Annotated in this window: 12 protein-coding genes; 5 read left to right on the top strand and 7 right to left on the bottom strand. The window is 38.4% G+C overall.

Translation table 11 applies throughout. The annotated features are described in order from the left end of the window. Window positions 1–216: 216 nt before the first annotated feature. Window positions 217–1368: a FecR family protein gene (locus ACL9RF_RS07020; protein ID WP_422799892.1), complete on the bottom strand. Its 1152-nt coding sequence runs from the start codon at window positions 1366–1368 to the stop codon at window positions 217–219. A 99-nt stretch (window positions 1369–1467) separates the two neighbouring features. Beyond that, complete coding sequence (locus tag ACL9RF_RS07015) at window positions 1468–2046, bottom strand: RNA polymerase sigma factor (protein ID WP_422799891.1); 579 nt, start codon at window positions 2044–2046, stop codon at window positions 1468–1470. 427 nt (window positions 2047–2473) lie between these two features. Here ACL9RF_RS07015 and ACL9RF_RS07010 point away from each other — a divergent pair, with 427 nt between their 5' ends. Continuing rightward, window positions 2474–3307, top strand: coding sequence for a phosphatase PAP2 family protein (locus ACL9RF_RS07010; protein ID WP_422799890.1), 834 nt, complete (start codon window positions 2474–2476; stop codon window positions 3305–3307). A gap of 2 nt (window positions 3308–3309) precedes the next feature. Here ACL9RF_RS07010 and ACL9RF_RS07005 read toward each other — a convergent pair whose 3' ends face one another. The 3 genes from ACL9RF_RS07005 to ACL9RF_RS06995 form a co-directional block, all read right to left on the bottom strand. After that, on the bottom strand, window positions 3310–4050 hold the full coding sequence (locus tag ACL9RF_RS07005; protein ID WP_422799889.1) for a LytR/AlgR family response regulator transcription factor: 741 nt from the start codon (window positions 4048–4050) through the stop codon (window positions 3310–3312). 3 nt (window positions 4051–4053) lie between these two features. Further along, window positions 4054–5043, bottom strand: coding sequence for a sensor histidine kinase (locus tag ACL9RF_RS07000; RefSeq protein ID WP_422799888.1), 990 nt, complete (start codon window positions 5041–5043; stop codon window positions 4054–4056). Between the two features lie 498 nt (window positions 5044–5541). Next, complete coding sequence (locus tag ACL9RF_RS06995; protein ID WP_422799887.1) at window positions 5542–5748, bottom strand: plasmid recombination protein; 207 nt, start codon at window positions 5746–5748, stop codon at window positions 5542–5544. A gap of 415 nt (window positions 5749–6163) precedes the next feature. Between ACL9RF_RS06995 and ACL9RF_RS06990 the strand changes: the two genes are divergently transcribed. After that, the gene (locus ACL9RF_RS06990) at window positions 6164–6370 is read left to right on the top strand and encodes a hypothetical protein (protein WP_422799886.1); all 207 of its coding nucleotides are present in this window, start codon (window positions 6164–6166) and stop codon (window positions 6368–6370) included. Window positions 6371–6608: 238 nt separating this feature from the next. Here ACL9RF_RS06990 and ACL9RF_RS06985 read toward each other — a convergent pair whose 3' ends face one another. Both ACL9RF_RS06985 and ACL9RF_RS06980 read right to left on the bottom strand, forming a co-directional pair. Beyond that, window positions 6609–6959 (bottom strand): hypothetical protein, encoded by a 351-nt coding sequence (locus tag ACL9RF_RS06985; protein ID WP_422799885.1) that lies wholly within the window; start codon window positions 6957–6959, stop codon window positions 6609–6611. Then, the gene (locus tag ACL9RF_RS06980; RefSeq protein WP_422799884.1) at window positions 6934–7296 is read right to left on the bottom strand and encodes a hypothetical protein; all 363 of its coding nucleotides are present in this window, start codon (window positions 7294–7296) and stop codon (window positions 6934–6936) included. Before ACL9RF_RS06980 ends, ACL9RF_RS06985 begins: the two co-directional genes overlap by 26 nt. 712 nt (window positions 7297–8008) lie before the next feature. On the opposite strand from ACL9RF_RS06980, the gene ACL9RF_RS06975 reads away from it, so the two are divergent. Genes ACL9RF_RS06975 through ACL9RF_RS06965 form a run of 3 tightly spaced genes read left to right on the top strand, consistent with a single transcriptional unit; the run spans window position 8009 to window position 13165 of the window. Next, the gene (locus tag ACL9RF_RS06975; protein ID WP_422799883.1) at window positions 8009–9253 is read left to right on the top strand and encodes an exonuclease SbcCD subunit D; all 1245 of its coding nucleotides are present in this window, start codon (window positions 8009–8011) and stop codon (window positions 9251–9253) included. A gap of 1 nt (window position 9254) precedes the next feature. Beyond that, window positions 9255–12989: an SbcC/MukB-like Walker B domain-containing protein gene (locus tag ACL9RF_RS06970; protein WP_422799882.1), complete on the top strand. Its 3735-nt coding sequence runs from the start codon at window positions 9255–9257 to the stop codon at window positions 12987–12989. A 17-nt stretch (window positions 12990–13006) separates the two neighbouring features. Further along, window positions 13007–13165: a hypothetical protein gene (locus ACL9RF_RS06965; RefSeq protein WP_422799881.1), complete on the top strand. Its 159-nt coding sequence runs from the start codon at window positions 13007–13009 to the stop codon at window positions 13163–13165. Window positions 13166–13212: the final 47 nt, after the last annotated feature.

Below are 13212 nucleotides of genomic sequence, written 5' to 3'. Positions count from 1 at the left end.
TTAGGTATAGAGAGTCTTGGTAGTACATAATTAATTAGTAATTTTGTACTACGAGATTATACCTATATAAGCAAATCCTTTACTGTTAGGTTCTTAATTAATAGCGTTAGTTATGTTATCCTCACCGGTTTTGTGGAGATAATCTTGAAAATTATGGGCTGGGGAAGGCGCAATTTCCTCAGCTTTATTTTCATACAAAAAGATGTGTGTAGGTTTCTATTTCATAAACGTTATCCTCCTCCCTTGTATTTGGTACTTTAAATCTGCAGAAGCGCAGAGAATATCTAAAACGTCCTTTAGCTCAGTCTTACGGGAAAGTTTGCCGACCACCAAAATTTGGGGATCAATATTACTATCCAGGATAAAATCGGCATTATACCAGCGCGACAGCTTTTTTAAGACCGGGTTCAATGTTTCGTTAAACTTAAAATAGCCATCTTTCCAAGCCGTTATTTCCTCGGTATCGATATCTGCATTGATTTTATTTCCTTGTTCACTAATAACCGCCTGCTGTCCTGGTGCTAAAATAGACACATTATTTTTAGGACTAGCCAGGTTGGTTACACGAACTTTGCCTTGCAGTAAGGTCGTTTTAATTTCTTTCTCCTCGGGGTATGAATTGATATTAAAATGAGTACCCAACACTTCAATCAACTGCCCTTTACTTTGTACCCGAAAGGGGATTGAGGGGTTATGTGCGACTTCTAAATAAACCTCCCCCTCGATATTAATTTCGCGATTATGCTGCCCTGCCGTATTATAAACCACCTTGCTATCCGAGTTTAACCAGATTAAACTGCCATCGGGTAGGGTAACTTTAAATTGACCACCACGTGGTGTACGAATAGTAATACGCTGCGACTCCTGGGCGCCTTTGGCAGACTCCTCCAGAGGAGTCACGGTATCACCATTGGCATACAGTACATGCTTGTCCTTAATGCTAATACCATTATTTTTTTCATTTAGCTGGATAGGGCTGCCGTCATCATATTGAATGAAAGCACGATCTTCACCCGGCAGAATAAGGGTATGTTGTGCATACGCATTATCTGTTGCATATTTACTGTAAAAATGGTAGCTCGCAAAGGCTAAGCCTCCAGCAAGAAATACCGCAGCATATTTACGGTACTTCTTCCATAGAGGTGTATAGATAGGTTGATTATCTTCGGGGGTAAATGGCGAAGGTTGCGTCTCTTCCACCAGCCTTTGCCGAATATGAATTAAGCGGCTTTCAAGGTCTGTATCGGCAACAATGTTTTTCTCGGCTTGATATTGGTCTAACCAATCTTCAATCAATTGCCGTTCCTCTGGGCTACATTGATTGTTAAGATAGCGTTCGATTAGATTTTTAGCTTCGTGGTTAGACATATGTATCGATACAGTTTTTAGTTTTTATACGTTGGTATATATAGATAAGACACCTCGCTAAGCCATAACAGGTATAAAAAAATGAAAAAAATATAAATATTAATTTAAGAGACTAATTAGCAATGAGATACCCCATATTAAAGCTTTGAATTTTGAACGTAAAATGCGTAATGTATTCGTTATTTGCTTCGAAACGGTTTGCTCGGATGTGCCCAGTTGCTGGGATATTTCTTTATGAGATAGGTGCTCTTCCCGACTTAACTTGAATACCTCCTGCATACGGTTGGGCAATTTATCCAGTTCCTTATCGAGACTTTCTTGCAGTTCCTTCTCATAAATCTTGCCATAGATCGATTCCTGTTGGAGCATAAAACTGCCTAAAGATGCTAAATAATGGGTTTGATTTTTGCGTTTCCGGAGTGCGTTAAGTATGCGATTGCGAATGGCGAGGTACATGTATCCGCGGATATTATTAATTGCAGGAAGTTGCGAACGATTGGACCAGATGGATAAGAAAAAATCTTGTATTACATCTTCTGCTTCTGCGGGATCGCCAAGTTTCTGTAGGGCATATTGTATTAATTCGTGCTTAAAACAATCATAGAGCCTAATATAAGCCCTCTCGTCTCCATCCCTGATAGACTGAAAAAGATTATCTTCAAGATCCTGATTACTCATTACACATTACACATTTTTGGCGTAGCTATTCATATTAGGTTGAATAATGCTAAAAAAGGTTTTAGCTTATGCATTCGCAAACTAAAGTAGATTATTTAATTGATAAATAAAAGTTAAAGGTAGAAAACCCTGTTTTTTTAACATGTTTCTTCTATTAAAACATCATTACGTAGCATTACAGGTCGGTAAAAGCGCGCCTTACCTTACGGCAATGGCGAACCGCTTTTCCGCAGGATCGGCGGATGCCTGATTTTTTGCCCCTCGTAAACGTAAGATTAAGCTTCCAGGCAGAGCCGATTAAAGATTATGTACTTTTTTTCAAATACCCCTATTGACCAATGGTCAATACAATTTATCCATTGGTCAAAGTAATTTCGCTAAGATGCTGCCTGGCTGCATATTCGCCTTCGAAAAAACGAAGATGATTATGTGGAAATTAGCTTTATTAATAACGTTGTGGATTGTTTCTTGCTTAAAAACATGTGCCCATATCCGAATTGAAGAATACCAAATAGCCGATTCTTTAGCGGCCCTTAAAGCAGCGGAAAAGCAAAAAATACGTGTCGAAACAGACACCTCGCCTGTGCGTCCAGCAGTGAGACCTTTGTATAAATTCAGGATTGCACCCTATATTTTACCCGCAGGGTTGATAGGTTATGGCACTTTACGTCAGTTTAGTCCGGTTTTGAAGCGCTTTGATAACCACAGCCGCGACGAGGTACAGTCTCGGGTAAAGAAAGGGACACGCATTGACGACTACCTGCAATATGCACCGGCGGCGGCAGTCTTTGGCTTGGACGTATTGGGGATAGCGGCAAAACATGACCTGAAGAGCCGCTCATTGGTATTAGCGACCTCTTCTATAATGGCTATAGCCATCGTGCGTGGTACAAAGGCGAGTTTTCGTATTGCACGTCCCGATGGGTCCAACTATAAGTCATTTCCCTCAGGCCATACCGCTACAGCCTTTATAGGTGCACACATGCTGTATAAAGAATATGGCGAACAACGGCCCTGGCTGGCAGTGGCAGGCTATAGTATAGCAACCACTACTGCCGCTTTACGGGTAGTGAACAACAAACACTGGGTGAGCGACGTGCTCGCAGGCGCAGGCGTCGGCATGCTGAGTGTAGAGCTGGCCTACCGCTTATTGCCCACAGTGGATCGCTGGGTAAGCAAATCCACTAGAGAAACTTTCCACCTGCAGCCTGTTCAGTACCAGCAGGGGGGGAGTGGGCTGGCGCTGAGTTATCGATTTTAAGCTTATTTATTCAATAGCTTCTTATCGACGATGCGTTCGAAAAGCTCTTCCCTTCGGTGTTTCGATAGTGGTATCTCCTGGCCTTTGATGGTTATGCTATTCCCGCGAATGCGATCGATATGCGCAATATTAATTAAGTAGGAACGGTGGGTTCGGAAGAAGGACATGCCGGCTAATAGTTCTTCGGCCGTGCGCATCGTTTGGTGGATGGTATTTTTTTGATCCGCCTGGTGGATGATGATGTAATTTTGCATCGCCTCAATATACAAAATGTCATCTGCGCAGACCCGTATAAACTCATTGTCTTGTTTCAAGTATAATTCGTTGTTTACAGCGGTTACTGCAGGTGCAGCAGGTACCTTAGGCTGCAACATGGTCTGTTTCGCTTTTGCTTTTTGTACGGCTTGCACAAAACGTGCGAAGGATATAGGCTTTAACAGGTAGTCTATAGCATTTAAGCGAAAGCCATCGATAGCGAACTCGGAGTAGGCAGTGGTGAAAATCGTTAATGGCGGATTTTGAAGCTGTTCCAGGAACTCTACACCTGTAAGGTCGGGCATATTTACGTCCAGGAAAATAAGATCTATTGCTCTGCTGTTTAAAATATTTAACGCCTCAATTGGAGCATAGCAAATGGCTTCAATGGTTAAGAAATCCAGTTTATCGGCGTATATTTTGATGCCTTCAGCGGCCAATGGTTCATCATCGACAATAAGGCATTTTAGTTTTTGTATGGTATGCATAATTTAGGTAGGATTAATGTCGATCGTTAATGTCACGCGAAACTGCTGCGCATCTTTTTCAATAGACAGGGTATGGGTATTAGGGAATAGGAGGGCTAGCCTTTTCTGCATAAGCGATAAGCCTAGACAGGCATGCGTTGTTGGCGTTGCGGTCGTGGCATTCCTTGCATTTACAATTTGAAATACTATATTTTTCTCTTGCTGCAACAGCTGTATATGTATATACCCTGCCTGTTCCCTGGAACGCGACACATGCTTAAATGCATTTTCAATAAAAATAATAAACAGCAATGGGGGTAACTGCTGTTGACCGTTGCTAAGCTGCCAATCTGTTTTTACCTGAAGGGTATTTTGCCAACGTAGCTTCTCGACTTCAATGTAGTTTTTCATGAAGTTAACTTCTTCCTGAATACTGATGCTTTCAGACTCTATTTTCTCCAGTTGATACCGCAAAATATCGGCATACTGCAGCAGTACGGAGGAGGCTAAGGTACTATCTGTTTGTATCAAAATGTGAATATGGTTCAATACATTGAACATGAAATGAGGGTTTATCTGCGCCTGCAATGCCGACAGCTTATTTTCTAAATGCACCTGTTCCAATGCCATATGCTGCTCCTTTAGTTTGGTATGCTCAAAGTAGAATTTTAATCCGGCGAATCCAAGGTTCAGCATCAATGTTATTGGTATTGCCCCCGCAATAAGCTGCAATAAGGATTCATTCTCTGCTGGATCTAAAGGGAAGTTTAACATTTGCTGTGCTTCCATATAATAAAGGATCTCTTGAAAGAACCACATACAGAAGCTCTGTACTAAGGTTATGCCTAATACACGAACGATAACCTTGCCGAGGTTACTTTGGTCGATAATGCGTGGTAGAATGTAGTTACATAGAAAATAGGTGCTGCTGACGAAAATAACGAGTAGGAGCATACCGGATATTTTTTTCTGCTCGGTGTAGGCATAATCGGTATCATCCACGAAGGTAATCATACTAGCAAGTATTATCCAGAGAATAAAGAAGACACTATTGAAACTGTTGATTCGTAGATTTCGCATCTTGCGAAAATAAGGCTTTCGTCGGATATTTTGTTCGCTCGCGTGGCGCGCTGGTGCAAAAAGATAGTGTCAGTTAGAAATTTGTTCTATGTTTTAAAGGTTTTGTTACCCTGGCGCAACTATATCCCTGAAGCGCTGACTATTAAATTGTAATAGCCTCTAATGGTTTCCAGTTTTCTTCTGAAATTGAAATCAAAGTTTTCCCTTATTATTGTGTATTAAATGTTGTTGGAAAGCCACTGCGTATGTTTTTAATCCTGATTAAAATCTACCTCTTTGAGTAAATTACATTTAGATTCTCTATCAGAACTGCTAAGCATCTTTAATGGAGGTATAATTCGTTCTAAAAAACTTAAGCGCCCAAGGGGGTTAAAATAGCTTTTTCAGCTTCCTTTTATTTCGCGATATACCAACCTTCAGAATTGTGAACCGCTATAGACCCAACAACATCTCTTTGCAGACCAATTTCTCGCGCATAACATCTACATAACATGTCTGTCGGTCTGACAAATCGGTCCGATTTCCGAATATCGCCTTTGCAGACAGCCTTTCGTCTTTGGTCAAAGGAGCGGCCACAACGTGCAAATGAGGTGTTCTTTTTATCTCCTTGTGGCTTCGTATCCGTCTGACCAAGTGCATGAAAAACAATGGAATAAAGGATAAAGAAAATGCCATTTTCATCAACTTATCTACTGAAATTTCATTCTCAAACAACCCAAATTTTATTGTAGATTAATACACTTCATTTTAATGGAAAATGGAATGTTTGAAAAATTTGAAGGGGTATTATGAGCATTATCTTATACTTCAATCCAATATCCTAAGATAGTTTCTATAAATAAAAAATGATTATATTAAATTAGCATCAGTGAACAAACAAGCTAAAAGCTTTTTGACTTCTTGTGCTGGAACTTCAGTGGGCCTAGCTTAAGCTTTCGTAGGGTAAGCAGCAAGTGGAACAACAGTAATAGGTGCTGGAATTGGAGCTCCAGGATTTATATATGCTAATGCTCAATGGGGCATCTTGCAGAAAAATGTTTTTATATTAATAGTTATGATTAAAATAAATAAAAAAATAATTTTTATGGCGTTTGTGGTATCGCTTTTTTGTATTGGACTGGGGGTAAGTGATTTGATAAAAAGTTACAAAGAAACACAGCTATTTGTCCCCAAAGACTTATTTATGTTCATTCCTTATGTAATATCTGGAGGAATTTTCTTTTATATTCTTTATATCAAAAAAGAAAACTCTAATATATAGGGAATAAAAGAAATTTGCCGTGATATTCGGAATGTAATTCTTTCCATTATTTACTTAGATCTTCTTCTGTATTTAAGCCTTCTAAAAGGCCTTGCTCTTTGATAAGTTTACCTGCTGGTGTTTTCATAATAAACTGTGTTGGATTAATTTAAATAAAAAAATAAGTTGAGTTGATAAACCCACCTTGTTTTCTATTTACACAGTTTTTCGGATACTGCCATGCAATTAAATCTAGGAGTTAAATAATTCCCTCTTTTTTAAGTAATTTTTCGAGTGTATAATATTTAGCGATCATCTGCTGAATATCTTCTTCCGACAGGGGGTAATAGGTTACAGTTTCTATTTCATTATTATCTAATTTTGAAATTAGATGTTTTTCTATGGTCTTTACTTGTATCTGCAAAAGATCATCAGCTTGTAAGCTGATATTAAACCGTTGCTTAGAAATATTATTTTTCAATATACCTAGTTCCCAACCTTCGAAGTCCATATAGTAATATCCATATCTATGATAAATTAGAATGGGTGTAATAGGTTCTGTTGGTATAATAAAAAAATTATCCTTATATTTTATTTCTATCATTTTCATTATTTAACCTACCTTCCTTTATCAAAAATTGTTTCAAATTATTATATGTGGTCAGTAATTCTTCTCTATCTATTTTCTTGCTTACTGTAGAATCACATATGGATAATACATGCTTAGGTTTAATTTCAACAATGTCGCCTATATTGAAGTCAGATTTAGTCCATTGGAAGGTCTCACCAGATTCATCATCAGATCCAGTAATGTCAATACCATGTTGATAGGTTAATGTTACTAAAACAGATCCCGCTGAAGTTGCTGCTATTTTTTTTAAATTATTATTAATCTTGATTTCGAAACCTTTCATAGAACTATCCATAAACAGTTTTGTTTCTATCAATATCTGCAAATTTTGTTTGTTCTGATTTATTACAAATTGTAAATAGCAGATCTACGGATGGTTTTCTTAGCGTAACGTTTTTCATAATGTTATTATTAATTTTATAATTAGTTGTATAAATATATGGTTTTAATAAAAAATAAAGTTAAATGCCTTTTAATTATTACCTTAAGAGTATAACTTAAACTGTCCACTTTTTGCTGACAATTTACAGTGTACGTCATCAAGGTAAATAGGATACTTAGCTCTATTTGCTTAAGGAGAGATTGTTGTTATAAACTCAGTAATTTTTGTTGATTATACAATTTCCTTCTAATCTGAATAGAATTTGTAGACAATTAATTCTCATGAGCGTCCAACAGGTTCGCGAAATCATAGACAAGCAGAATCTGAATTAACCGGAATCTCAAATTCCATATAATATTTTGCAAAAAATCCATTTCTTATGGGAAACCGTAAAATACAGAAAGTAAAAAACCATATTTTAATAAAAATTATATTAAAGATATTACCATAAAATGAAAACATCGACCTTGAATTTTCACACACTGTTAATCGAGGACTAAGGAGTTATAAATATTCATAACCCAAAGGTTGATTATTATGTGTAATCCAATTTTTGACAAACCATTTTCAATAATCTGTAATACTATCGGTTAAATCATTAGAAATTATTAATAAAAGCTTAGCCTATAAAATACAACTCTTATCAATGAGTCTAAAATTTCTTCATACAGCAGACTGGCACATTGGCCAATTATTTTACGAATACGACCGCAGTTATGAACACCAGCAGTTTCTAGACTGGCTCGTACAAATTTTACAAACCAAACAAATCGATGTCCTGCTCGTCAGCGGAGACATATTTGATATATCCAATCCGTCGGCACAGTCCATCAGAATGTTCTACACCTTTCTGAACCAGGCCACAACAGCAAATCCGAATTTACAAATAATCATTACTGCTGGAAATCATGATTCAGCATCACGACTTGAGGCGCCAAAGCCGTTACTCCTATCTTCAAACATTCATATCGTTGGATTGGTAGAGAAAGATGCGGAAGGAAAAATTGATTTTGAAAAATTAATTGTACCAATATATGATCATGCTGGAAGAATCAAGATATACTGCCTTGCTGTACCATTCCTCCGTATGGGAGATTACCCAGCTATACCTGACTGCTCGAATCCTTATACAGAAGGAGTAACAGCGCTGTACAAAGAACTATTCGACTATGTGCAAGGTAGAAAACAAGATGATCAAGCCATTATCACTATGGGTCATTTACATACGCACAATGCTGAAATAACCGAGCTAGATAAAACAGAAAGACTCATCATGGGTGGTGTAGAATGCATTCCAGCGACTGCTTTTCACCAGGATATAAAATATGTTGCACTTGGTCACATTCATAAGGCACAAAAAATTGGAGGTAAAGAACATATCCGTTATTCTGGTAGCCCGTTACCTATGTCTTTTTCCGAACTTAACTACAAGCACCAAGTCATTGTTTTTGATCTTGACGGCGAAATCAGCAACCTTGAATCTATAGAAGTCCCTCTATTTGTTTTACTGCAGAGAGTTCCCTTAAAGCACCAACCGTTACATGAAGTTATAGCGCTATTAGAACAGCTCCCGAATCTTGACAAAACCGACTCAGTGAAACTACCTTATCTTGAAGTTTGTGTACTCCTTGAAGGTCCTGAACCAGCGCTGCGTCATAAAATAGAGATGGCATTGCGAGGAAAAAAAGTGAGACTTGCCAAGATTGATGTGAGGTATCCTGAATCGAAAACAGTAGAACATCAATTAATTGCTCCAGAACAGTTACAGGAGCTACAGCCAATTGATATCTTTGGAAAAACATATCAAACCAGATATAATAGTGTCGTACCTAAAGATATCCTCAATCTTTTTCAGCAAGTAGTGGAAGAAGTCAATCAAACAACCGAGTAGAATGAAGATATTAGCTATAAGAATTAAAAACCTAGCTTCACTAGAGGGAGTTACAGAAATTGACTTTACTTCTGAACCATTATCTTCCGCTGGCATATTTGCTATTACGGGAGCTACTGGCGCGGGAAAGTCTACGATACTAGATGCCTTATGTCTTGCACTTTATGGAAAAACACCTAGATATTTGCAAGCTAAAGAAATAGGTATTGAAATTAAAGATGTCGAAGGTAGTAAACTAAATCAGGGTGATGTACGAAGCATTTTGCGTGATGGTACAGCGGAGGGATTTGCAGTAGTAGATTTTGTTGGTATTGATGGACAATATCATCGTGCGACTTGGAGTGTAAGGCGTGCGAGAAATAAAGCGGATGGTAGCATACAATCTGATTCCGTGACCCTGAAAAATATAACTACGAATATTGATTTCCCAGCTAAAAAAGCAGAAACTTTAAGTGAAATCGCAAGATTGGTAGGATTAAATTTCGATCAGTTCACGCGGTCTGTATTACTAGCTCAAGGTGATTTTACAGCTTTTATGAAAGCTGACAAGGGTGAAAAAGCCTCCTTACTTGAAAAGTTGACTGGCACTCATATTTATTCTGAGATTTCGAAAAAGGTTTATGAAAAATTCAGAGCAGAAGAAATGCTGTTGCGTGACCTTAATCTACGTAAAGAAGGAATTATCACACTCAGCGAAGGAGAATTGAAGGTTCTGTCGGATGAACAGGATACACTGGAAATCGAGATCAAAAGTCTAGAAAAAGAAATCGAAATACTAAATGCAGAAATCGGATGGTATGAACATCTCGCTAAACTACAAATCAATTATGATCTAGCGTACACAGCATTAGATGATGCGACGGAGGTTCAAAGCTCTGCCTTGCCCCGTAAACAAAAACTGAGAACTGTTGAGCAAGCACAGCAAACCAAAAGCGGGGCCGATGCCTTAAAATATGCTAAACAGCAGCATGCTGACAAAACAAAAGTCCTTACAAAAGTAAAAGTAACCATCGCCATCCTACAGGAGGAAAAAGAAAAGCTTGAAAATCAGCTGGAGGTGGCCGAAACCAATCTTTCAGAAAAAAACAAAGCGCTAGCGGATGCCCTTCCCTTACTGGAACGAGCTAGGAAACTAGATACTTTGCTTTCGGAAAAAAAACAACATGTAGAAAAACTGAAAGAGGAAGTCCAAAATTCTGTTGAAGTCAATAATCAACATCAAATCCTACTGAAGGCTAAACAAGAGGAGTTTGCAAACCTCGCTGATCAAATAAAAGATATCACCGACTGGAAAACAGAAAACAAAGACCGTCGCCCGATTGCGGAAAATAAAGATCTCATCTTGTCTAAACTACAAGATGCGCAGCAGTTTTTGGGAATTTTGCAGCAATCGTCCGCTAAGTTGGCACAAATACAGGATAAAATCCATAAAGACGAAGAACAGAAAGCGACGATAGAGACTAATTGGCAGCGACACGTAGAAGGCTTGGAAATTTTAAAGAAAAGCTATGATTTGCTAGCCAAAGAGTTACTATTAACGTCTATCGAAACTTTAAACGTAGATAAATCCGAAACAGATCAACAAGTAGAATACACCATAAAAGCGCAGGCTCATTGGCAACTGTTTTACAATGCACTTTCAGAATTGGAAGCACTAGACCAAAAACAGCTAAAAGACCAGTCCGATCTTCAAACAAAACAGGAAACTTTACAAAACTTAGCCCAACAGCTACCATTAGAAAAAGCACAAAGAGATACGGCACAGCAGCTTTTGCAGCAAGCTCGTCTGGCATCGACCAAAAATGTAGAAACATTACGGGAGACTTTAGTGGATGACGAGCCCTGCCCTGTATGTGGAAGCAAAAGTCATCCCTATGCACTACATAATCCGCAATTGGAAAATGTACTAGTGCAGTTAGAAAAATCTTTCGAAGAAAAAGACCAGAGCTATCAGACGAGCTATAGCCTTCAAATTGCTCTGGAACAGGAAAGTAAGATGCTACAGCAAAACATCCAATGCCAAAGTGAAGACATTATAGTAAAGCAACATGCATTAGCAACTAAGAAACAAGTTTGGGAGCAATTTGATAGCGCCGAGGAAAGCAAGAATATAGCCGATGCAGGAAAAGCAGCTTGGATTGAAGAAAAATTACAGGATCTTAAAATCAAACAGAATGATCTGCAAGCGCAAATACAGATTTATACAGAGAAAAGGCAACAATTAGAAGCAGCCAAAACGCAAATAGACCAACTTAAAGAGAATACCGATGACCATGCCAATCAAATCAAAGACATCCGAAACCAACTTGCAGTTTACAAAGAAAAGCAAGGTAGCCATACGAAAGATCGCGATAAGGCAACTAGTGATTTAGACAGTGTTGAACGGCTGCTCTCCCCTTATTTTACCGTTCCAGAATGGATAAAAAACTGGAAAACTGCACCGATAGCATTCGTTGAGCGTATTGAAACCTTTGCCTGCGATTGGAAAGAAAAAACCGAAAGGATGGAACAATATATCCGTCAAAATGCAGCACTCCAAGCCACGTTAAATCAACTAGAAAACCAAGCTAAAAGTTTGGCTATAGATGTCAACAAAAAAACGGAAACTCATGTTGCGGAAAATAAACTGTATCTAGCGTTATATCAAGAGCGCAATTCGATATTTGGAGGTCAATCTGCAAGCGAAACTGAGACTAAGGTAAAGCAAGCCATAAACGATGCTCAGCAGCAACTCGAACAACTTAAAATAAACAGGGAACAACTCAATATCAATAGCACAAAAGCCCAAACTCAATACGATGAATTAGCCAGCTCATTAACCGAGTTAGAAGCCGACGCTCAAAAAGCGTTGGAGAAAATGCAAGGTTGGCTTGACGATTTCAACTCAAAGAACAGCCAATCTTTAAACATAGAAGCACTCCATGATTTATTGTCATTGAGCAACGATTGGATGGCTACAGAACGTGGGGAATTACAAAAGATAGACGAGGAAGTAACCAAAGCTACCAGCGTTCTCTCGGAACGAAAACATGCTTTGGACACCCACAAAGAAAATAGTGTATCCGACCGACCGATTGAGGAACTCATAGATCTCAATTCTGTAGCAAAATCGGCATTAGAAAACAATAAAAATAAAAAAGGCGAAAACAGCTTCCGCCTACAACAAGATACTGTGAATAAACAGAGTATTGGTGAATTGCTGAAACGTATAGCCGCGCAGGAAGCTATCAATGAAAAATGGAGCAAACTGAACGAAATCATTGGTTCGGCTGACGGTAAAAAATTCCGTCAGATTGCACAAGAGTATACACTCGATGTCTTACTGGGCTATGCCAACATTCATTTGCAAGCACTAACCAACCGGTACAAAATCGAACGGATCCCCTTATCATTGGGTCTACAAGTGGTAGATCAGGACATGGGAGATGAAGTACGTACTGTCTACTCCCTTTCAGGTGGTGAATCATTTTTGGTTTCACTTGCCTTGGCCTTAGGTCTTGCCTCGTTGTCATCAAGCCGTATGAAAGTCGAATCTTTATTTATTGACGAAGGCTTTGGTTCGTTAGACCCTAATACACTTAATATCGCTATGGATGCTTTAGAAAGGTTGCATAATCAGGGCCGTAAAGTGGGAGTCATCTCTCACGTGCAGGAAATGACCGAGAGAATTCCCGTCCAGATTAAAGTGAGTAAGCAGCAGAGCGGAAAAAGTAAGGTGGAGGTGATAGGAGATTAATTATAAAAAATATAAACATGAAAATAAAATTTTTACTCGCATTTAATGGTGATTGTATTTTGATTTCATTTGAATATGAAACAAAAAATAGAAATATATTAATAGATGGAGGAGTTCCGCGAGCCTATCAACGTCATTTAAAGCCCGAACTTGAAGAAGTTATTCAAAGAGGTTAAAAAATCGATTTGCTATTTGTAACACATATCTAACATTTTTAACCAGT

Source organism: Sphingobacterium sp. Mn56C (genome assembly GCF_049319645.1).
GTDB lineage: Bacteria > Bacteroidota > Bacteroidia > Sphingobacteriales > Sphingobacteriaceae > Sphingobacterium.
The sequence above is the reverse complement of the archived record's forward strand: the minus strand, read 5'-3'. Positions and strand labels throughout refer to the sequence as shown.

Excerpts from the sequence above, each read along its gene's own strand:
- ACL9RF_RS07005 (WP_422799889.1), bottom strand. The coding sequence starts at position 4,050 with ATGCATACCATACAAAAACTAAAATGCCTTATTGTCGATGATGAACCA.
- ACL9RF_RS06985 (WP_422799885.1), bottom strand. The coding sequence starts at position 6,959 with ATGAAAATGATAGAAATAAAATATAAGGATAATTTTTTTATTATACCA.
- ACL9RF_RS06995 (WP_422799887.1), bottom strand. The coding sequence starts at position 5,748 with ATGCACTTGGTCAGACGGATACGAAGCCACAAGGAGATAAAAAGAACA.
- ACL9RF_RS07010 (WP_422799890.1), top strand. The coding sequence starts at position 2,474 with ATGTGGAAATTAGCTTTATTAATAACGTTGTGGATTGTTTCTTGCTTA.
- ACL9RF_RS06975 (WP_422799883.1), top strand. The coding sequence starts at position 8,009 with ATGAGTCTAAAATTTCTTCATACAGCAGACTGGCACATTGGCCAATTA.
- ACL9RF_RS07015 (WP_422799891.1), bottom strand. The coding sequence starts at position 2,046 with ATGAGTAATCAGGATCTTGAAGATAATCTTTTTCAGTCTATCAGGGAT.
- ACL9RF_RS06965 (WP_422799881.1), top strand. The coding sequence starts at position 13,007 with ATGAAAATAAAATTTTTACTCGCATTTAATGGTGATTGTATTTTGATT.
- ACL9RF_RS06990 (WP_422799886.1), top strand. The coding sequence starts at position 6,164 with ATGATTAAAATAAATAAAAAAATAATTTTTATGGCGTTTGTGGTATCG.
- ACL9RF_RS06970 (WP_422799882.1), top strand. The coding sequence starts at position 9,255 with ATGAAGATATTAGCTATAAGAATTAAAAACCTAGCTTCACTAGAGGGA.
- ACL9RF_RS07000 (WP_422799888.1), bottom strand. The coding sequence starts at position 5,043 with ATGATTACCTTCGTGGATGATACCGATTATGCCTACACCGAGCAGAAA.
- ACL9RF_RS07020 (WP_422799892.1), bottom strand. The coding sequence starts at position 1,368 with ATGTCTAACCACGAAGCTAAAAATCTAATCGAACGCTATCTTAACAAT.